Source organism: Mesorhizobium sp. B1-1-1, assembly GCF_006442955.1.
Classification (GTDB): domain Bacteria; phylum Pseudomonadota; class Alphaproteobacteria; order Rhizobiales; family Rhizobiaceae; genus Mesorhizobium.
This window is the reverse complement of the sequence record NZ_VFWW01000004.1, coordinates 290,563-309,615: the sequence shown is the minus strand read 5'-3', so window position 1 is coordinate 309,615 and position 19,053 is coordinate 290,563. Positions and strand designations below refer to the sequence as shown.

The 19,053-nt window shown below is 64.1% G+C and carries 18 protein-coding genes; 10 read left to right on the top strand and 8 right to left on the bottom strand.

Annotation, left to right across the window (positions count from 1 at the left end):
• The 4 genes from FJ986_RS09785 to FJ986_RS09770 form a co-directional block, all read right to left on the bottom strand.
• Entirely contained in the window at positions 1-1,557 is a 1,557-nt protein-coding gene (locus FJ986_RS09785; RefSeq protein ID WP_140674127.1) for an NADH-quinone oxidoreductase subunit NuoF, read from the bottom strand.
• Positions 1,554-2,033, bottom strand: coding sequence for a formate dehydrogenase subunit gamma (locus tag FJ986_RS09780; protein ID WP_140513030.1), 480 nt, complete (start codon positions 2,031-2,033; stop codon positions 1,554-1,556). The genes FJ986_RS09785 and FJ986_RS09780 overlap by 4 nt, the downstream gene beginning before the upstream one ends.
• 132 nt (positions 2,034-2,165) lie before the next feature.
• Positions 2,166-3,065, bottom strand: a complete 900-nt coding sequence (locus FJ986_RS09775) for a LysR family transcriptional regulator (protein WP_140556811.1) — start codon at positions 3,063-3,065, stop codon at positions 2,166-2,168.
• Between the two features lie 92 nt (positions 3,066-3,157).
• Positions 3,158-3,535 carry a VOC family protein gene (locus FJ986_RS09770; protein WP_140556809.1) on the bottom strand — a complete coding sequence of 126 codons (378 nt, stop codon included), beginning with the start codon at positions 3,533-3,535 and terminating at the stop codon, positions 3,158-3,160.
• 209 nt (positions 3,536-3,744) lie between these two features.
• Between FJ986_RS09770 and FJ986_RS09765 the strand changes: the two genes are divergently transcribed.
• The 3 genes from FJ986_RS09765 (at position 3,745) to FJ986_RS09755 (ending at position 6,640) form a co-directional block, all read left to right on the top strand.
• Positions 3,745-4,386 (top strand): DUF47 domain-containing protein, encoded by a 642-nt coding sequence (locus FJ986_RS09765; protein WP_140550195.1) that lies wholly within the window; start codon positions 3,745-3,747, stop codon positions 4,384-4,386.
• Positions 4,387-4,388: 2 nt separating this feature from the next.
• A complete protein-coding gene (locus FJ986_RS09760) occupies positions 4,389-5,393 on the top strand; it encodes an inorganic phosphate transporter (protein ID WP_140497030.1) in 1,005 nt (334 codons plus the stop codon).
• Between the two features lie 77 nt (positions 5,394-5,470).
• Positions 5,471-6,640: an Mrp/NBP35 family ATP-binding protein gene (locus FJ986_RS09755; RefSeq protein WP_140674125.1), complete on the top strand. Its 1,170-nt coding sequence runs from the start codon at positions 5,471-5,473 to the stop codon at positions 6,638-6,640.
• A gap of 35 nt (positions 6,641-6,675) precedes the next feature.
• On the opposite strand, the gene FJ986_RS09750 is transcribed toward FJ986_RS09755, so the two are convergent.
• Positions 6,676-7,128 (bottom strand): carbon monoxide dehydrogenase subunit G, encoded by a 453-nt coding sequence (locus FJ986_RS09750; protein ID WP_140497026.1) that lies wholly within the window; start codon positions 7,126-7,128, stop codon positions 6,676-6,678.
• 151 nt (positions 7,129-7,279) lie between these two features.
• Here FJ986_RS09750 and FJ986_RS09745 point away from each other — a divergent pair, with 151 nt between their 5' ends.
• The 5 genes from FJ986_RS09745 to FJ986_RS09725 all read left to right on the top strand — a co-directional run bounded on the left by FJ986_RS09745 (position 7,280) and on the right by FJ986_RS09725 (position 12,444).
• On the top strand, positions 7,280-9,085 hold the full coding sequence (locus tag FJ986_RS09745; RefSeq protein ID WP_140497024.1) for an IlvD/Edd family dehydratase: 1,806 nt from the start codon (positions 7,280-7,282) through the stop codon (positions 9,083-9,085).
• 243 nt (positions 9,086-9,328) lie between these two features.
• The gene (locus FJ986_RS09740) at positions 9,329-10,147 is read left to right on the top strand and encodes a sulfurtransferase/chromate resistance protein (RefSeq protein ID WP_140674123.1); all 819 of its coding nucleotides are present in this window, start codon (positions 9,329-9,331) and stop codon (positions 10,145-10,147) included.
• Positions 10,144-11,535: a chromate efflux transporter gene (gene chrA, locus FJ986_RS09735; protein ID WP_140523712.1), complete on the top strand. Its 1,392-nt coding sequence runs from the start codon at positions 10,144-10,146 to the stop codon at positions 11,533-11,535. Before FJ986_RS09740 ends, chrA begins: the two co-directional genes overlap by 4 nt.
• A gap of 19 nt (positions 11,536-11,554) precedes the next feature.
• Positions 11,555-11,938, top strand: coding sequence for a VOC family protein (locus FJ986_RS09730; RefSeq protein WP_140674121.1), 384 nt, complete (start codon positions 11,555-11,557; stop codon positions 11,936-11,938).
• Positions 11,939-12,045: 107 nt separating this feature from the next.
• Positions 12,046-12,444 (top strand): hypothetical protein, encoded by a 399-nt coding sequence (locus tag FJ986_RS09725; protein ID WP_140674226.1) that lies wholly within the window; start codon positions 12,046-12,048, stop codon positions 12,442-12,444.
• Between the two features lie 22 nt (positions 12,445-12,466).
• On the opposite strand, the gene FJ986_RS09720 is transcribed toward FJ986_RS09725, so the two are convergent.
• Together FJ986_RS09720 and FJ986_RS09715 are read right to left on the bottom strand one after the other, a co-directional pair.
• Positions 12,467-14,053 carry a trimethylamine methyltransferase family protein gene (locus tag FJ986_RS09720; protein ID WP_140674119.1) on the bottom strand — a complete coding sequence of 529 codons (1,587 nt, stop codon included), beginning with the start codon at positions 14,051-14,053 and terminating at the stop codon, positions 12,467-12,469.
• A gap of 193 nt (positions 14,054-14,246) precedes the next feature.
• Positions 14,247-15,740, bottom strand: coding sequence for a PLP-dependent aminotransferase family protein (locus tag FJ986_RS09715; protein WP_140497014.1), 1,494 nt, complete (start codon positions 15,738-15,740; stop codon positions 14,247-14,249).
• Between the two features lie 260 nt (positions 15,741-16,000).
• Between FJ986_RS09715 and pgi the strand changes: the two genes are divergently transcribed.
• A complete protein-coding gene (gene pgi / locus FJ986_RS09710; protein WP_140674117.1) occupies positions 16,001-17,644 on the top strand; it encodes a glucose-6-phosphate isomerase in 1,644 nt (547 codons plus the stop codon).
• Between the two features lie 5 nt (positions 17,645-17,649).
• On the top strand, positions 17,650-18,372 hold the full coding sequence (locus FJ986_RS09705) for an HAD family hydrolase (protein ID WP_140497010.1): 723 nt from the start codon (positions 17,650-17,652) through the stop codon (positions 18,370-18,372).
• Here the strand turns inward: FJ986_RS09705 and FJ986_RS09700 are convergent.
• On the bottom strand, positions 18,346-19,014 hold the full coding sequence (locus FJ986_RS09700; RefSeq protein ID WP_140674225.1) for a methyltransferase: 669 nt from the start codon (positions 19,012-19,014) through the stop codon (positions 18,346-18,348). The genes FJ986_RS09705 and FJ986_RS09700 overlap by 27 nt on opposite strands.
• Positions 19,015-19,053 lie beyond the last annotated feature (39 nt).

The following is a 19,053-nucleotide window of genomic DNA, read 5'->3' as shown; positions in this document are numbered from 1 at the left end:
CTATTCAGCAGCCACGCGCGCCGGCGCGGGCTTGAAATCCTCGGGGAAATGCGTGATCGAGCTCATCACCGGGTAGGCCGTGAAGCCGCCCAGCGCGCAGAGCGATCCGAACTTCATCGTGTTGCAGAGATCGGTAACCAGGGCGAGGTTCTTCTCCGGCTCTATGCCGGCGGCGAGCCTGTCGATGGTCTCCACCCCGCGCGTCGAGCCGATGCGGCAGGGCGTGCACTTGCCGCAGCTTTCGATGGCGCAGAACTCCATGGCGAAGCGCGCCTGCTTCAGCATGTCGGCGGTGTCGTCGAATACGGTGATGCCGGCATGGCCGATCAGTCCATCGCGCTTGGCGAATTCCTCATAGTCGAACGGTGTGTCGAACAGCGCGCGCGGAAAATAGGCGCCGAGCGGGCCGCCGACCTGCACCGCCTTCACTGGCCGGCCGGTGGCCGTGCCGCCGCCGATATCGTCGATGATTTCGCCCAGCGTCATGCCGAAAGCCGCCTCGAACAGGCCACCGCGCTTGACGTTGCCGGCGATCTGGATCGGGATCGTGCCGCGCGAGCGGCCCATGCCGAAATCCTTGTAGTAGGCGGCGCCCTTGTCCATGATGACAGGCACCGAAGCCAGCGAGATGACGTTGTTGATCACCGTAGGCTTGCCGAAAAGGCCTTGGATTGCCGGCAGCGGCGGCTTGGCGCGCACCACGCCGCGCTTGCCTTCCAGGCTGTTCAGAAGCGAGGTCTCCTCGCCGCAGACATAGGCGCCGCCGCCGACGCGGATCTCCATGTCGAAGGCGTTGAGCGAACCGAGCACGTTGACGCCGAGCACCCCGGCCTTGCGGGCGACCTCGACGGCCTTGTTCATGACCGCCACCGCATGCGGATATTCCGAGCGGATGTAGACGAAGCCCTTGGTCGCGCCGGTGGCGATGCCGGCGATCGCCATGCCTTCGATCAGCACGAAGGGATCGCCCTCCATGATCATGCGGTCGGCGAAGGTGGCGCTGTCGCCCTCGTCGGCGTTGCAGACGATGTATTTGCGCTCGGATGTCGTATCGAGCACCGTCTTCCATTTGATACCGGTCGGGAAGCCGGCGCCGCCGCGGCCGCGCAGGCCGGACTCCGTAACCTGGCTGACGATCTCGGCCGGCGCCATGGCCACCGCGTTCTGCAGGCCCTTCAGCCCGCCAAGCGACTTATAGGCGTCGAGTGACAGCGGGTCGTTGATGCCGCAGCGCGCGAAGGTCAGACGGGTCTGCTTGGCCAGGAACGGGATCTTGTCCGGCGCGCCCAGCCAGCGCTTGTGATGGCCGCCGGTGAGAAAGCCGCTGTCGAACAAGCTCTTGACGTCGGAAGGCTTCACCGGCCCGTAGGCGACGCGGCCGTTTGCTGTGGCGACCTCGACCATAGGCTCTAGGAAATAGGCGCCGCGCGATCCATTGCGGACGATCTTGGCCTCAACGCCGCGCTCGGCGAGTTCAGCGCGAACAGCCTTGGCGACCCTTTCGGCACCGAGCGCCAGCGCGCCGGAATCGCCGGGAATGTAGATGCGCGGGATCATGAGCGCACCTCCGCGACGATCTCTTCGATCTTCTCGTTGTCGAGCCGCCCGATCACCTCGCCATCGAGCATCGCCGAGGGCGAGCAGGCGCACAGCCCGAGGCAATAAACCGGCTCCAGGGTCACCGAACCGTCTTTCGCCGTCTCGTGGAAATCAATGCCGAGCAATTGCTTGATCCTGGCGGCCACCGCATCGGAACCCATCGACTGGCAAGCTTCGGCCTGGCAGAGCTTGAGCACATGCCGGCCTGCCGGGCGGGCGCGGAAATCGTGATAGAAGGTGACGACGCCGTGCACCTCTGCTCTGGAAAGGTTCAGTCCGTCGGCAATGACCGGGAGTGCTGCCTGCGGCACATGGCCGAACTCTTCCTGAATGTTATGGAGGATCGGCAGCAGCGGACCTTCGAGGTCTTTCAGATCCTGGATGATCGCGGCCGTGCGCGATGCGATCTCGGTACTTGCAGGCTGCATCGTCACGCAGCGCCCTCCCTGGTCGGTGGCTTTATCGCTAAGTCTTTACAAAATCAGGAGAAACCCCTGAAATCAATAAAGCGGATCCGTCGCTTGATAGAAATTTTCTATCGAATTCCAGCACCTGCATTTCCTAACCTAGCGGGGGGCGCGGAAATCGTCTGCAAGCGCCATCGCCTCGTCCAGCAGCGCCGAAACCAGCGGCGTGTGCGGTTCGCGCAACGCGGCCACCAGCCCGACCGTGTGGCTGGCGTCCGGCTCGACGATCGGGATAGCCCTGATAGGTTCGGAAAAGCCGAACGTTTCCGTGAGGTTGAGCGGCATGATCGAGGACCATTTGCCCGTGCGGATATGCGAGAACAGCACGATCATCGAATTGGATTCCAGCGTCGGCCGGACCTCGACACCGGCCTCGGCCAGGTGCTGGTCGATGATGCGGCGGTTCTGCATGTCCGGGGTCAGCAGGCAGAGCGGCAGGTGGCTGATCTCGGCCCATGTCACCTTGTCGCGGTCGGAATAGGGGTTTCCGATGGCGGTGATCAGCTGATAGCGCTCATCGTAGAGTGGTACGCTGGTCACTCGTCCGAGCGGTTCGTTGTCGAGATAGGTGATGCCGGCGTCTATATCGAAATTGCCGAGCAGCGACAGCACTTCGATCGAGGTCCGGGACAGTACCGAGAAGGTGACGCCGGGGTGTTTTTCGCGGAATGGCGTCGTCAGCCGCGCCACCATGGCGAGCGCGGTGGGAATGGCGGCGATGCGGATACGTCCCGACAAGCCGTGCCGCGCCGCCCGCATCTCCTCGCGCATGGTTCTGGTATCGCCGACGATGCGGCGCGCCCACACCAGCACCTGCTTGCCCTCCGGGGTCAGGCCCTGGAAGCGCGAGCCGCGCAGGACCAGCATCACGCCCAGCTGACCCTCAAGTTGCTTGATGCCGGCCGACAAGGTGGGCTGGGTGACGCCGCACACTTCGGCAGCCCGCCCGAAATGCTCTTCCTTGGCCAGCGCGATGAAAAATTCCAGCTTGTCGATCATATCTGAAGCTAACCGCCGCCGCCGCACCGCGCCAGAGGGCTGCCGGCCACTGCGATGTCGATCGCCCCAAGCCGATGCTTGATCGCAGAAACCTATCGGTCGACGAGATTGAGGATGTTGCCGTCCGGATCCTTGAACCAGGCGACCTTCATGCCGTGACCGACATGGATGTCGCCTTCCAGTGTCAGGCCGGGCATCTCGTAGTGCTCGAAGGCAACGCCCTTCGATTTCAGCCCGCTGACGACTGTGTCGATCTCATCGCCGACCGTCCACGTCACCGCCGTCGCCTTGTTGGTCCCGGCGAACTGAGAGCGATAGACATTGATCGTGGTGTCGCCGCTTTTGTACACGATCAGTTCGCCACCCTCGTCATGCACCTGTTTCAGGCCGAGCGTCCCCTCATAGAAAGCCTTTGCCTTCGCCAGGTCTTTCACCGCGAGGTTGGCCGTCGCGTTGCTGTTTGCAAGCATGATCGTTTCTCCTTCGCTGCTTGTCGTCCCCGGCGTCTCCTTGGAAATAGGTCGCTCCGGTCGCCTGACGAGCCCCGCTTTGCCGGCGGCCAGCCAATTGCGAGCGGTGCCTGCAATTGGCTGCATCCACATCTTTCAGCCGGCTTACTGTTCCCCATGGGCGCATGCGGCGCTATGTGGATGGAACTGGTGCGCCGGGAGGGACGAACATGCTGGGCTGGTTCCGCAAGCTGTTGCCGCGCGAAGATCGCTTCTTCGACCTGTTCGAGCGGCATTCCCGCACGGTGGTCGGTGGCGCGGAGGCCCTGCAGCAGCTCCTCCTGGGCAAGGACATCGAGCATTGGTGCCAAAAGATCGTCGATCTCGAGGACGAGGCCGACCATATCACCGCCGAAGTCCTGCTTGCCGTGCGGCGCTCATTCATCACGCCTTTCGACCGCGGCGATATCAAGGACCTGATCCAGTCGATGGATGACGCCATCGACATGATGCACAAGACCGTCAAGACGGTGCGGCTGTTCGAGAAGAGGGAATTCGATCCGCTGATGCAGGAAATGGGCGCCGTCATTGTCGATGCCGCCAGGCTCGTCGCGGAGGCGATCCCGCTGCTGGCCAAGGTCGGCGCCAACAGTGCGCGCTTGAACGAACTCGCCGAGGAAGTCATGCGTGCCGAAGGCCGAGCCGACGATCTGCATGAGCAGGGCCTGAAGGATCTCTTCAGGCGGCACGGCCGCAGCGATGCGATGGCCTATCTGATCGGCTCGGAGATCTATGGCCAACTGGAGAAGGTGGTCGACCGCTTCGAGGACGTCGCCAACGAGATCAGCGGCATCGTCATCGAGAACGTCTAGCGATGGAAGTCGCGATCGCCTTTCCCTTGCTGGTCGGCCTCGTCGCCGTCGCGCTGTTCTTCGATTTCCTCAACGGCCTGCACGACGCCGCCAACTCGATCGCCACCATTGTCTCGACCAGGGTGCTGAGACCGCATTACGCGGTGTTCTGGGCGGCCTTCTTCAATTTCATCGCCTTCATGTTCTTTGGCCTCCATGTCGCCGAAACCGTGGGCAAGGGTATCATCGATGCAAGCATCGTCACCCCGGCGGTGATCTTCGCCGCCCTGGTCGGCGCCATCGTCTGGAACATCGTCACCTGGATCGCCGGCATCCCATCGAGCAGTTCGCATGCGTTGATCGGCGGATTGGTGGGGGCAGGCGTCGCAAAGGCCGGCACGGGTGCCATCGTCTGGGCGGGGCTCGGCAAGACGGTCGCCGCCATCGTCCTGTCGCCGGCGACGGGCTTTGTCCTGGCGCTTCTCCTGATCCTGGTGGTTTCCTGGCTGTTCGTGCGCCAGACGCCGTTCGCCGTCGACAGTACCTTCCGTGTCATGCAGTTCTTTTCCGCCTCCCTCTATTCGCTCGGTCATGGCGGCAACGATGCGCAAAAGACCATGGGCATCATCGCCGTGCTGCTCTATTCCCAAGGCATGCTCGGAACGGATTTCTACGTGCCGCTCTGGGTGGTCCTGACTTGCCAGTCGGCATTGGCGCTGGGCACGCTGTTCGGCGGTTGGCGCATCGTCCACACGATGGGCTCGAAGATCACCAGGCTCAACCCGATGCAGGGATTCTGCGCCGAGACCGGCGGCGCCATCACCCTCTTCGCCGCGACATGGCTCGGTGTTCCGGTTTCGACCACGCACACCATCACCGGCGCCATCATCGGCGTCGGCGCCGCCCGCCGTGTCTCGGCGGTGCGCTGGGGCATAGCCGGCAACATCGTCATCGCATGGGTCGTCACCTTGCCGGCGACGGCGGCGATTTCGGCGCTGACCTATCTGGCGGTTCGCCTGGCAGGCTGATGTCGCGGCCTGGCGCTTGGAGCCGCCGGCGATCTGCACTATGTGAGCTGCAGCCGAACGCCAGGGAAAAAACAGCCATGTCCGTCACCAAGGAAACCGTCATCGAGCGCCTGAAAACGGTCAATGGCCCCGATTTCACCGGCAACATCGTCGACCTCGGCATGGTTTCCGAAATTTTCATCGCCGATTCGAAAGTATTCTTCTCGATCACCGTTCCGGCCGCCAGGGCGCAGGAGATGGAGCCATTGCGCGCCGCGGCCGAGCGTGTCGTGAAAGCTATTCCAGGTGTCGCTGGCGCCGTCGTCGCCTTGACGGCGGAGAAGAAGGGCGGCGGCATGGAGGCGCCTGTCGCGGCGCGCGCGGCGCCACGTCCCGCGCCGCCCGTTGCCGCGCCGCGCCCGGCGCCCCATGCGCCTGCCTCGCACAGCCAGGGCAAGCGCGGCGTGCCCGGCATAGAGGCGATCATCGCGGTTGCGTCCGGCAAGGGCGGTGTCGGCAAGTCGACCACGGCCGTCAATCTGGCCCTCGGCCTCGCCGCCAACGGGCTGAAGGTGGGCGTGCTCGATGCCGACATCTATGGCCCGTCCATGCCAAGGCTGCTCAACATTCACGGCCGGCCGCAGACCGTCGACGGCAAGATCCTGAAACCGATGCAGAATTACGGTCTCAAGGTGATGTCGATGGGCTTCCTCGTCGACGAGGAAACGCCGATGATCTGGCGCGGTCCGATGGTGATGTCGGCGCTGACGCAGATGCTGCGCGAAGTCGAATGGGGGCCGCTCGACGTGCTCGTCGTCGATATGCCCCCCGGCACCGGTGACGCCCAGCTCACCATGGCCCAGCAGGTGCCGCTGGCCGGCGCGGTCATCGTCTCGACGCCGCAGGATCTGGCCCTGATCGATGCTCGCAAGGGCCTCAACATGTTCAGGAAGGTCGACGTGCCGCTGCTCGGCATCGTCGAGAACATGAGCTATTTCCTCGCCCCCGACACCGGCAAGCGCTACGACATCTTCGGCCATGGCGGCGCACGCCGCGAGGCCGAGCGCCTCGGCGTCACCTTCCTTGGCGAGGTGCCGCTGGAGATGGGCATTCGCGAAAGCTCGGATGAAGGTGCGCCGGTGGTGGCATCGAAGCCCGACAGTGCCGAAGCGAAGATCTATCGCGATATCGCTTCGAAGGTCTGGGACAGGGTCAACGAAGAGCGCGGCGCGGCCGCGGACGCCGTGCCGAGCATCGTCTTCGAGTAATGTCGTCCAGGGGCGCTAACGCTGGATAGACCAGCCTAAGCAGCACCCACCTTCTCGCCGAAGCTCGAAAAGAACTGTCCCGCCAGTTTCTTCGAGGTCGATTCGATCAGCCGGCTGCCGAGCTGGGCAATCTTGCCGCCGACTTCGGCCTTGGCGGCGTATTTGAGCACCGTCGCGTCCGCCCCATCCTCGGTCAGCGTCACGTCGGCGCCGCCCTTGGCGAAGCCGGCGATGCCGCCCTTGCCTTCGCCCTGGATCGTGTAGGCATGCGGGGGATTGAGATTTCTCAGCGTCACCTCGCCGTTGAAGGTCGCCTTGATCGGGCCGATCTTCAGCACCACCGTCGCCGCCATCTCGGTCGGCGACTTCATTTCCAGGCTCTGGCAGCCGGGGATGCTTTCTCTCAGCACCGCCGGATCGTTCAGCGCTTCCCAAACTTTCTGGAGGGGTGCGGCGATGCGCTCCTCGCCCTCGATCACCAAAGCCATCAGAACCTCCCGGACGACCAATGTCGGATTGTTGGTAGCGTGCGGCCCGATTGATGTCTATCGCACCAAAGTCCGGATTCAGATCACGCGTGCCCCTTGCCTGCATCCGCGCGTTGTCATATCGATTTGTCATACAAATACGGAGACCATGATGGCTGGCGCCCCCACAGGAAAGAAAAAGTTTCGCTCGCAGGAGTGGTTCGACAACCCCGACAATCCGGGCATGACGGCACTTTATCTGGAGCGCTACCTGAATTACGGGCTGACGCGCGCCGAACTGATGTCGGGCAAGCCGCTGATCGGCATTGCCCAGACCGGTTCCGACCTGTCGCCTTGCAATCGCCACCACATCGAGCTCGCCAAACGGGTGCGCGAAGGCATCGTCTCGATGGGCGGCATTCCTTTCGAATTCCCCTGCCACCCGATCCAGGAGACCGGCAAGCGCCCGACCGCAGCTCTCGACCGCAACCTTGCCTATCTCAGCCTGGTAGAAGTGCTCTATGGCTATCCGCTTGACGGCGTCGTGCTCACCATCGGCTGCGACAAGACGACGCCGGCGCTGTTGATGGCGGCGGCGACCGTCAACATTCCGGCCATAGCGCTGTCGGTCGGTCCGATGCTTAACGGCTGGCACAAGGGCAAGCGCACCGGTTCGGGCACCATCGTCTGGGAATCGCGCCAGCGCCTGTCGGCCGGCGAGATCGGCTACGACGAGTTCATGGACATCGTCGCCTCCTCGGCGCCGTCCACCGGCTACTGCAACACCATGGGCACCGCCACCACCATGAACTCGCTGGCCGAGGCGCTCGGCATGCAGCTGCCGGGCTCGGCCGCGATTCCGGCTCCTTATCGCGAGCGCGGCCAGATCGCCTACGAGACGGGAAAACGCATCGTCGATATGGTGCACGAGGATTTGAAGCCCTCCGACATCATGACGCGCAAGGCCTTCGAGAACGCCATCGTCGTCAATTCGGCGATCGGCGGCTCCACCAACGCGCCGATCCATCTCAACGCCATCGCCCGCCATCTCGGCGTGCCGCTCGACAATGACGACTGGCAGAAGATCGGCCTCGACGTGCCGCTCATCGTCAATCTCCAGCCGACGGGCGAATATCTGGGCGAGGACTACCATCACGCGGGCGGCGTGCCGGCCGTGGTGGCGGAGCTCATGAAAGCCGGGCTGCTGCCGCATCCGGATGCTCTGACCGCCAACGGCAAGACAATGGGCGACAATTGCCGCGATGCCGTCAACGAGAACCGCGAGGTCATCCGCACTGTCGCCGAGCCGCTGAAGGCCAATGCCGGCTTCATCAATCTCAAGGGCAATCTGTTCGATTCGGCAATCATGAAGACCAGCGGCATCTCGCCCGAATTCCGCGAGCGCTATCTCTCCAACCCGAAGGACCCCGAGGCCTTCGAGGGCAATGCCATGGTCTTCGACGGTCCGGAGGATTACCACGCCCGCATCGACGACCCGGCGCAAGGGATCGACGAGCACACCATCCTGTTCATGCGCGGCGCCGGTCCGGTCGGCTATCCCGGCGGCGCCGAGGTCGTCAACATGCAGCCGCCGGCCTATCTCATCAAGAAGGGCATCCACGCGCTGGCCTGCATCGGCGACGGCCGCCAGTCCGGCACGTCAGGCTCGCCCTCCATCCTCAACGCCTCGCCGGAAGCCGCCATCGGCGGCGGGCTTGCGTTGCTCAAGACAGGCGACCGCGTTCGCATCGACCTGAAAAAGGGCACGGCCAACATTCTCGTCACCGATGACGAGATCACCCGCCGCCGCGCCGAGCTGCAGAACAATGGCGGCTACCATTATCCCGAGCACCAGACGCCGTGGCAGGAAATCCAGCGCGGTATGGTGGACCAGTTCTCGGGCGGCATGGTGCTGAAACCGGCGGTGAAATACCAGGACGTCGCTCATACGAAGGGCGTGCCCCGGGACAATCACTGATTATTCCCCGGGACATTCATCGATCGTTTGAAGCGACAATTGACGGATAGCGATCGACGATCGGCGGCCTGATCGGCCGCCGGTCGTTTTTTCGTTTCGTGGCCCGCTATGGACCGAGGACATTGCGTCCTTGACAAGCCTGCCCAACAAATCCACCATCGCTGCAAGGGGTTCATCGCGACGACCCCGTGAGGCGTCAGCCCAACGTTCGCGTCCAGGCTTCTCTTTCAGGAGGTGGACGCCATGCCGTCAACAACCGCTGTCACCGTGCCGCAACTGATCCGTATGGTCGGTTTGCCGGGCGCGCCTGCAATCCTCGATATCCGTACCGAGGACGACTACAACGCCGATCCACGTTTGCTGCCGGCGTCGTACCGGCGCGATTTCAAAACCGTCCAGACTTGGGCAGCCGACTTCGCCGGTGGCCGCGTGGCGGTCGTCTGCCAGCAGGGAAAAAAGCTCTCGCAAGGCGTCGCCGCATGGTTGCGTCATGAAGGGATTGCCGCCGAATCGCTCGAAGGCGGCTTCGAAGCCTGGCGGGACGCCCACGGCCTTCTGGTCCGTGCCGACAGGATGCCGCCTCGTGACGACAAGGGCCGCACCGTCTGGGTGACGCGGGCCCGGCCCAAAGTCGATCGCATCGCCTGCCCCTGGCTGATCCGCCGTTTCGTCGATCCTCAAGCGGTCTTCCTGTTCGTCGACGCCGCGGAAGTGCCCGATGTCGCCGATCGTTTTCAGGCCGTGCCTTTCGACATCGACAATGCGTTCTGGAGCCATCGCGGCGAGCGCTGCACCTTCGACACGATGCTCAAGGAGTTCGGGCTCGAATCCGAAGCGCTCGACCGCCTCGCCGTGATCGTGCGCGCAGCCGACACGGCCAGCCTCGACCTGGTTCCGCAGGCGGCGGGATTTCTCGCCGCCTCGCTTGGCTTGTCGCGCATGTTTCGCGATGACCTGCAACAATTGGATGCCGGCATGCTGCTTTACGACGCGTTCTTCCGCTGGTGCCGCGACGCCACCGACGAGACGCACAATTGGCCGGCGGGAGCGAAGGCGTCATGAACTCCCTCCTTTCCGAGGAAAGTGCCGACCTCATCGAGGCGCCCGCGGTCCCGAGCTTCCGCGAGGCCACGAAACTCTGGGCGAAGATCGGGTTGCTCAGTTTCGGCGGACCGGCCGGGCAGATCGCGCTCATGCACAGGGAATTGGTCGAGGAAAAGCGCTGGATCGGCGAGCAGCGTTTCCTGCATGCGCTGAACTACTGCATGCTGCTGCCTGGCCCCGAGGCCCAGCAACTCGCCATCTACATCGGCTGGCTGCTGCACAAGACGGTCGGCGGTCTTGTTGCCGGCGTCCTCTTCGTCGTGCCCGGCGCGCTCGTCATGCTGACCTTGAGCATTCTCTATGCGCTCTATGGTGATGCGCCGCTGGTCGAGTCGCTGTTTTTCGGGGTGAAGGCGGCAGTGCTGGCGATCGTGGTCGAGGCCGTGATCCGCATCGGCCGGCGCGCCTTGAAGAACCGGGTGATGGCGGCGATCGCGCTTTGCGCCTTTGTCGGCATCTACGTGCTCAACGTCCCCTTTCCGCTCCTCGTCCTGTTTGCAGGACTGGTGGGGTGGGTCGGAAACGGCATCGCGCCGGCCCTGTTTTCTGGCGCCGCGCATGGCAAGGACGAAGCTCCCGACGCCACGGGCGCGGTCGATCTGATGTTCGAGCGCGGCGAACTGGCCCACACCAGGCCGACGCGATGGCACGCGCCGCGCACCATCGCGATCTGGCTGCCGATCTGGCTTGGACCGGTTGTGCTGATCTGGGCGTTCACATCGGCAAACAGCGTCTGGACGCAGATCGGCGGCTTCTTCAGCCTCATGGCGGTCGTCACTTTCGGCGGCGCCTATGCCGTTCTGGCCTATGTCGCGCAAGCGGCCGTCGGTTCTCTTGGCTGGCTTGCGCCAGGCGAAATGGTCGATGGCCTGGGCCTTGCCGAAACCACGCCAGGACCGCTCATCCTGGTCCTGCAGTTCGTCGGCTTCCTTGCAGGCTTGCGCCATTCCGGATCGCCATATCCGTTGTTTGCCGGATCGCTTGGAGCGCTGCTTACGCTGTGGGTTACCTTCACGCCGTGCTTCTTCTGGATATTCCTCGGCGCGCCCTACATCGAGGCGCTGCGCGGCAACAAGGCATTGTCGGCGGCATTGGGCGCGATCACCGCGGCGGTCGTCGGCGTCATCATGAATCTGGCCCTGTGGTTCGCCTTGCACGTCATCTTCCGCGACGTGCGCGCGACGGGGCTCGGAACGGAGATGCCGGTACTGTCCTCGATCGACTGGCGTGCCGCGCTGCTGTCCTGCGCTACCATGATCGCCATCCTCAAGCTGAAAATCGGCATGCTGCCGACGCTTGCCGGATCGGCTTTGGCGGGTGTCTTATTGCTTGCGGCGAGTGGGTAGCTTCGACACGGAGGAGACCATGGAAACGGTCAGTGTCCGCTATATCGTCAATGACGTCGACAAGGCGATCGCCTTCTACCGCGACCATCTCGGCTTCACGGTCGCCATGCACCCGGCGCCATCGTTCGCCATGCTTGCCAGGGGCAACCTGCGGCTTCTGCTCAATGCCGCTGGCGGTCCTGGTGGGGCGTCGCAGCCGATGCCCGACGGCAGCGTGCCCGAACCCGGCGGCTGGAACCGCATTCAGATCGAGGTGGAGGATCTCGAAGGCGTGGTTTACAAGCTGAAAACTGCCGGCCAGGCTTTCAGGAACGAAATCGTCAATGGCATGGGCGGCAGCCAGATATTGCTGCGGGACCCATCCGGCAATCTGGTGGAACTGTTCGAACCGGGGCGCAGATAATGCGTCCCTGTCACGAATAGCCAGCTGACATGGGCAGAAACCACCTGCACGGCATTTGCATTCCGTTGCCAGGCCACTCAATTTGCTGGGAAACAGATTGGACCATGATGGCCAAACGACGCTCTTCCCTCGGTTTCCTCGGCATGTTCGGCCGTTCAAGCGACCTCAGGCAGCTCGATGCCGCATTGCGCGGAGCCGACTTGCATCCCGCCCTTGTGCCGGAGGGCGTAAAGCTCACCATCGTCAACCTGATGAAGGATCACTGGCCCGACGAGCCGCCGCCGCAGGCTTATGCGCAAGTGGCGTGTTTGTTCAGCTATTGTATTGCTGGGCCTGAGGCATTCGAGCGCTCTCATGGCGCGCAGCCGCGGCAGGACGTGGAGCGTCGGATAGAGGCCGCGGTCGATGCCGGAGACAGTTTCGACGCCCAGATCGTGCTGATGGCGCTACACGCCAAGCTGGTCAATACCGAGGTCGTCGACCATTATGGGCTGAGCGCGGATTAACTTATTTTCAAAGGGGGCGTTCTCAGCCGCCCATGCCGTTGCGCGGCAGCTTGATCATGTCGCCGAAGCGGGCGCGCAGCCTGTCGTCGAGCGGCTTCGGCACATGGCGCGGGAAGCGTTCGGCGAGGATGCGCTTCTTCTCGACGATCGCCCGCTGCAATATGTCGGGCCGGCCCTTCTCGTTCCATTCCTTCGGCGAAAACCGGTCGCCGACTGCGGGGTAGAAATATTCGGTCTGCATCAGCTTCAGCGTCTGCTCGTTGCCGAGATAGTGGCCCGGGCCTTTCAGGCAGACATCGGCGATGGTGTCGATCGACAGCGCGTCGTCCGTCACCTCGATGCCGCGCACGCAGCGCAGGCAATGGCCCAGCATGTCGTTGTCGATGATCAGGCTTTCCAGGCAGAAGCCGAGCAGGGACGCATGCATGCCGGCCGATTCGTAGACCAGGTTGAGGCCGGAAAGGCCGGCCATCACATTGGTAATGCCTTTTTCATAGCCGGACTGGATGTCGGGCAGTTTCGAATCCGTCATGCCGGCGGCCGAACCGCCTGGCAGGTCGTAGAACTGCGCCATCTGCGCGCAGGCCGCGGTCAGCACCGCCTGTTCGGCCGAGCCGCCCGACATGGCGCCGGTGCGCAGGTCCGACACGAACGGCCAGGTACCGAAGATCGCCGGATGCCCCGGCTTGATGGTGTTGACATAGACAAGGCCGGCCAGCACTTCGGCCACGGCTTGCACCACCGCACCCGCGATCGCCGCCGGAGCGGTGGCCCCGGCCTGTCCCGCCGAAAGCAGCAGGATCGGGATGCCTCCTTCGACGCAGGCCTCGAGCACGCCGCAGGCGTCCTCGGCGAATTTCATCGGCGGCACGACGAAACAGTTGGAGTTCGACACGAACGGCCGGTCCCGGAAATTCTCCTCGCCACCGGCGATCGCGTAGAGCATTTCGAGCGCCGGTTGCACGTTCTCCCGCACCGTGAAGGACGTGCCGACATGCTTGGACGTGCCCATCACGCAGGCATAGAGCGTGTTGAAGTCCATTTCGAGCGGATCGGGAATGTCGCGCGGCACCATGGGCCGCTGGAAGAAATGGATGTTGTCGAGCCCGTCGACGATGCGCGCGGCATCATAGATGTCCTGCAGCAAGGATTCGCGATACTCGCGCTTCTCGACGTCGACAAGATGCACGGCAGCACCCGCCGTGCCGTAATGCACGCGCTTGCCCTGGATCACCATGTCGTGCTTCGGGTCCTGGCCGTGCAGCGTGAAATGCCGCGCCGCCCGCTTGATCGTGTCGAGCACCAGTGCGCGCGGGAAACGGATACGGCCGTCGTCGCCATGGCTGGCGCCGGCCTTGGTCAGCGCCTCGATGCAGGACGGGATTGCGTTGGCGAAGCCGACCGTCTCCAGCAGGGTCAGCACCGCTTCGTGGATGCGCTCGCAATCAGTGCCGCGCAGGGGGCCATAGCTCCCCCCCTCAAGGCCGGCGCGAACCGGCCTGATGTCGTCGGCGAGCGGCGCCGCCCGCATGGCGCGACGCGCTTCGCGTCCGCCGGAGCGGCGCGAACGCTGGTCGGCCGCTTCCTGCTTTTCGACAGCCACTGACATGGAAGCACTCCACCTTTTCTCGGAAGCAGGGCGGCGGTTGGTCCACCATCGGCTGCTTCGTCCCCTTTAGGCCTCGACTATGCCGCCGGCATTGGCACAGCCTATGAGCCAGCCGGTACGGTTGCATATGCCAGTGCTAAAGAAGCAGGAGCCGCTGTTGCGCGGTTCCCGGGAGGTGGTCAGGCCCAGGTGATCAGGCGGCGGCCGGCCTGCGGCCCGCGGCGGTTGCAAGTTCGCGGATACCGGGCTCGATATGCTGCAGCGCGATCGAGGAGATGCCCAAGCGCATGAAACGCGAAGGCTTTTCGGTGCGGTCGAAGAAGCGGTCGCCCGGCTCGATGATGACGCTGCGCGAGGCGGCGGCCTCGGCCAGTCCGCGGGAATCGGTGCCGCGCGGTCCCTCCAGCCACAGCGACGTGCCGCCGGCCGAGTCGGTCGAACGCCACTCGGGCAGGAAAGCGGAAATCGCATGGACCAGGCGCTTGCGCCGCTCGTCGAAGGCGCTCGACAGCCGCCGCACCAGCGCTTCGTGGTGGCCGAGCGACAGGAACAGCGCGACCGCGCGCTGGTTGTTGGCCGGCGGATGGCGCAGCATGAAGCGGCGCAGCGCCCTGAGTTCGGCGATTAGTCCAGCCGAGGCCACGATGTAGCCAAGCCGCAGGCCCGGAGCCAGCGTCTTCGACATCGAGCCGACATAGATCACGCGGCCGGAGCGGTCGAGGCTCTTCAAGGCCTGCTGCGGCGCCTCGTCGAGAAGCTGGCTGTCATAGCCGTCCTCGATGATGATCTGGTTGTAGCGGTTGGCGCGCGCCAGAAGGTCCTGCCGGCGTTCCGCCGACAGCGGCACCATGGTCGGGCAATGATGGCTGGGCGTGACGAAGACAAAGCCGGAATCGTTGGGAATCGAAGAGGTTACGATGCCGGACTGGTCGACCGGCACCGGCTGGATGTCGGCGCCGGCGAGCCGGAAGATCGAGCGTGCGTCGGGGTAGCCCGGATCCTCCATCGCCACCTTCGAGCCCTTGGTCATCAAAAGCGTCGCCAGCATGTAGAGCGCGTTCTGGGCGCCCAGCGTGACGATGATCTCGTCGGGGTTGGCGAAGATGCCGCGCCTGGGCAGCAGCCGCGCCTGGATCTGCTCGATCAGCAGCGGATCGTCGCGATCGACCATGTCGGAGGCCCAGTTGCGGATCTCCAGCACGGCAAGCGCCATGCGGTTGCACTCGCGCCACTCGGCGGTCGGGAACAGCGCCGGATCGAACTGGCCATAGACGAAGGGGTAGGACGACTTGATCCAGTTCTCGTGCTTGGCCGGCGGCGGCATGTCGCTGGCCGCGATCTGCCGGCGTGCCTTCCAGTCGATCTCGTTGGCCTGGTCGGGCGCCTTCTGGTGCGGCTTGGCCGGCGTCGCCAAAACGTCGGGATTGACGAAATGGCCGCGCCGCTCGCGCGCCACCAGGAAGCCCTGGTCGACCAGTTGCTGGAAGGCCAGCACCACGGTTCCGCGCGCCACGCCGAGTTTTTCGGCCAATATCCGGCATGACGGAAGCGGCATCGAAGCGGCGATCTGGCGGTCGAGAATGGCGGCCACGATCGCCTGGCGGATCTGTGCCTGCAAAGTCTGGCCGGATTCGGCCGAAATCCGGAACAGGCCGGACCATATGGCCGTGTCGTTGCGCTGTGGCATGGGAAATGTTCCTCGATGGCCAGCCTTTTTCGTTTGGCTGGACCAGTCGAATGTAACGGTGGCACAAGGGGTTGCGCCAATCAATTTTTCTGATCTTTGGGATTTATGCCAGTGATCTTTCGGCCTTCGCATCCCGTGTACCGCAGTGCGTCATCGCCGCGTATTGACCGGACGGAATTCGGCTCAATAGTTTGGCGCGACGACACGCGCCGGAAACATCCGGTCTGCTAAGATAATCTAAAAGTCCCAGGAGCCCGCCGGTGGATCAGTCAGCCTTCCAAAAACAGCTTGCCGCCTTGCGCGACCATCGCGCCGCGGCAGCCGGCGATATGCGCCAGGCCTTCGCCGCCGATCCGCAGCGGTTCAAGACGTTCTCCGCCAGCGACGGCGACCTGTTGCTCGACTGGTCGAAATGCGCCATCGATGCGCGCACGATGGACCTGCTGGAGAATCTGGCTGACGCCGCCGATCTCGAAGGCCGCCGCGCCGCCATGTTCGCCGGCAAGAAGATCAACGTTACAGAGGGCCGCGCTGTTCTGCACACCGCCCTGCGCAACCTGACCGGCAAGGGCATCATGCTCGACGGGCAGGATGTGAAGGCGGAGGTCATCGCCGTATTGGACGCGATGGGCGCCTTCGCCGACGCGGTGCGTTCCGGCGAGGCGACAGGCGCCACCGGCAAGAAGATCACCGACATCGTCAATATCGGCATCGGCGGCTCCGATCTCGGCCCAGCCATGGCGACGTTGGCGCTGGCGCCCTATCATGACGGTCCGCGCGCGCACTATGTCTCCAACATCGACGGCGCCCATATCCACGACACGCTGAAGGACCTTTCCGCCGAGAGCACGCTTTTTATCGTCGCCTCCAAGACCTTCACCACGGTCGAAACGATGACCAATGCGCAGACGGCGCGCGACTGGGTCCAGAAGGCGCTCGGCAAGGAAGCGATCGGCAAGCACTTCGCCGCTGTCTCGACGGCACTCGACCTGGTGGCGAAGTTCGGCATCGAGCCGGACCGCGTCTTCGGCTTCTGGGATTGGGTCGGCGGCCGCTATTCTGTGTGGGGCGCCATCGGCCTTCCCGTGATGATCGCCATTGGTCCACGCGATTTCCGCGCCTTCCTCGATGGCGCGCACGAAATGGACGAACACTTCCGCACCGCGCCGCTGGCCAAAAACCTGCCGGTGCTGCTTGGCCTTGTCGGCTGGTGGCATCGCGTCGTTTGCAAATACCCGGCCCGCGCGGTCATCCCCTATGACCAGCGCCTGTCCAGGCTGCCGGCCTATCTCCAGCAGCTCGACATGGAATCGAACGGCAAGAGCGTCACCCTGGACGGCGGCCCCGTGGCGACGCCGACCGGGCCGCTGGTCTGGGGCGAGCCCGGCACCAATGGCCAGCACGCCTTCTTCCAGCTCCTGCACCAGGGAACCGATTTCATTCCGGTCGAATTCCTCGCCGCGGCGAACGGCCACGAGCCGGAGCTGAAGCACCATCACGACCTGCTGCTCGCCAACTGCCTGGCGCAGTCGGAAGCCTTCATGAGGGGCCGCACGCTGGAGGAAGCGCGCGCGCAGATGCTGTCCAAGGGCATGAAGCCGGCCGATGTCGATCGCATTGCCCCGCACCGCGTCTTCTCCGGCAACCGGCCCTCGGTGACCATTCTTTATCGCAAGCTCGACCCGCGCACGCTCGGCCGCCTGATCGCTCTCTACGAACACCGCGTCTTCGTCGAGGGAACGCTGTTCGACATCAACTCCTTCGACCAGTGGGGCGTCGAGCTCGGCAAGGAACTGGCCACCGGCCTTCTGCCAGTCGTGGAAGGCAAGGAAAGTGCCGCAAAGCGGGATGCCTCGACCGCCGGCCTGGTGGAACACATCCACCAATTGCGTGGTTCGGAGTGACTGAGTTGGCAGACATCAAGGGAATATTGTTCGACAAGGACGGAACGCTTGTCGACTTCAATGCGACCTGGCTCGGGGTTGCCGACTTCATGGCCATGGACGCCTCCGAAGGCGACCGCTGGAAGGCCGACAGGCTGCTTGCGGCCGCGGGCTTCGATTTCGCCAACAGGCGCTTCAAGCCCGATTCCATCTTTGCCTCCGGCACCAATCTCGACGTCGTCGAATTGTGGTTTCCGCGCCTGTCCGACGAAGACCAGATGCTGGCCGTCGCCCGCTTCAACCAGATCACCTCGGTGCAGGGCTCGGCGATGGCGGTGGCTCTGCCGGGCATCGTCGAAACGCTCGGCACCTTGCACGCAAGGTCCTATCGGCTCGGCGTCGCCACCAACGATTCGACCAGCGGCGCGGAAAAAACGCTGGTGACGCTCGGCGTCGCGCAGCTGTTCGACGCCGCCTACGGCTATGACGCGGTGGCCAATCCCAAGCCGGCGCCGGATACGATCCAGGCCTTCTGCGATCTCACCGGCCTGAAGCCGACGCAGGTCGCCATGATCGGCGATAACCGCCACGATCTCGAAATGGCGCGTGCCGGCGGCTGCGGCCTGGCGGTCGGCGTGCTCTCGGGCACCGGCACCCGTGAATCTCTGGCCGGAATTGCCGACGTGATCCTGGATTCGGTTGTCGACCTGCCGGATTTCCTTTCAGCGCGGGTCAAGGAGACGATCTGATCTCGTCGCTAGCGGCGTCTCGGCTTCGAAGGAAAAGACGCCGCTCGGCCTGCTTGCGGCGCCCTTCGCGTCGCCGAAATCCGGCACCTGATATTCGGCGAGCAGCCTGAGCCGCGACAATGGTAGATCGGAGCGGCGCGGGTCGCCGATCAGGACCTCGACGCCGGCGGCAAGGCAGCGGTCGAGAAAGGGGATCATACGTTGGGTGACATCGGGTCCGTAGAACACGTCGCCGGCCAGCACAAGGTCGACCGCCGGTGGCGGACCGGTGGTAATGTCTTTGCAGATCACCGAGATCGTGACGCCGTTGTCTTTTGCATTGAGACCGAGCGCGGCGACGCCGTTGCGGTCGATCTCGGCGGCGATCACTTCGCGGGCCCCGGCCTTCGCGGCAGCGATGCCGACAATGCCGGAACCGGCACCAAGGTCGAGCACGCGGCGTCCCCCCACGGTCATCGGATGGTCGAGGACATAGCGCGCGAGCACGGTGCCGCCGGCCCATGCGTAGGCCCAGTAGGGCGGTTGTGGCTCCGGTGCATCTTCCGCATCGCCTTCGGGCTCGACGAGCCGTCTCAATCCGCTGCTGGGGTGCGCCGTGTAAAACCGGATTTCTGGAAGCGCAGGCGCAGGGACAAGGCGCATGTTGGCCTTGATGAACTCGGCCGGGTCGAGGCGCGGGCA

Coding starts and splice junctions, on each gene's coding strand:
- FJ986_RS09770 (WP_140556809.1), bottom strand. CDS start 3,535: ATGCTTGCAAACAGCAACGCGACGGCCAACCTCGCGGTGAAAGACCTG.
- FJ986_RS09715 (WP_140497014.1), bottom strand. CDS start 15,740: ATGCCACAGCGCAACGACACGGCCATATGGTCCGGCCTGTTCCGGATT.
- FJ986_RS09730 (WP_140674121.1), top strand. CDS start 11,555: ATGGAAACGGTCAGTGTCCGCTATATCGTCAATGACGTCGACAAGGCG.
- FJ986_RS09755 (WP_140674125.1), top strand. CDS start 5,471: ATGTCCGTCACCAAGGAAACCGTCATCGAGCGCCTGAAAACGGTCAAT.
- FJ986_RS09775 (WP_140556811.1), bottom strand. CDS start 3,065: ATGATCGACAAGCTGGAATTTTTCATCGCGCTGGCCAAGGAAGAGCAT.
- FJ986_RS09740 (WP_140674123.1), top strand. CDS start 9,329: ATGCCGTCAACAACCGCTGTCACCGTGCCGCAACTGATCCGTATGGTC.
- FJ986_RS09720 (WP_140674119.1), bottom strand. CDS start 14,053: ATGTCAGTGGCTGTCGAAAAGCAGGAAGCGGCCGACCAGCGTTCGCGC.
- FJ986_RS09750 (WP_140497026.1), bottom strand. CDS start 7,128: ATGGCTTTGGTGATCGAGGGCGAGGAGCGCATCGCCGCACCCCTCCAG.
- FJ986_RS09725 (WP_140674226.1), top strand. CDS start 12,046: ATGGCCAAACGACGCTCTTCCCTCGGTTTCCTCGGCATGTTCGGCCGT.
- FJ986_RS09765 (WP_140550195.1), top strand. CDS start 3,745: ATGCTGGGCTGGTTCCGCAAGCTGTTGCCGCGCGAAGATCGCTTCTTC.
- chrA (WP_140523712.1), top strand. CDS start 10,144: ATGAACTCCCTCCTTTCCGAGGAAAGTGCCGACCTCATCGAGGCGCCC.
- FJ986_RS09700 (WP_140674225.1), bottom strand. CDS start 19,014: ATGCGCCTTGTCCCTGCGCCTGCGCTTCCAGAAATCCGGTTTTACACG.
- FJ986_RS09785 (WP_140674127.1), bottom strand. CDS start 1,557: ATGATCCCGCGCATCTACATTCCCGGCGATTCCGGCGCGCTGGCGCTC.
- FJ986_RS09745 (WP_140497024.1), top strand. CDS start 7,280: ATGGCTGGCGCCCCCACAGGAAAGAAAAAGTTTCGCTCGCAGGAGTGG.
- FJ986_RS09760 (WP_140497030.1), top strand. CDS start 4,389: ATGGAAGTCGCGATCGCCTTTCCCTTGCTGGTCGGCCTCGTCGCCGTC.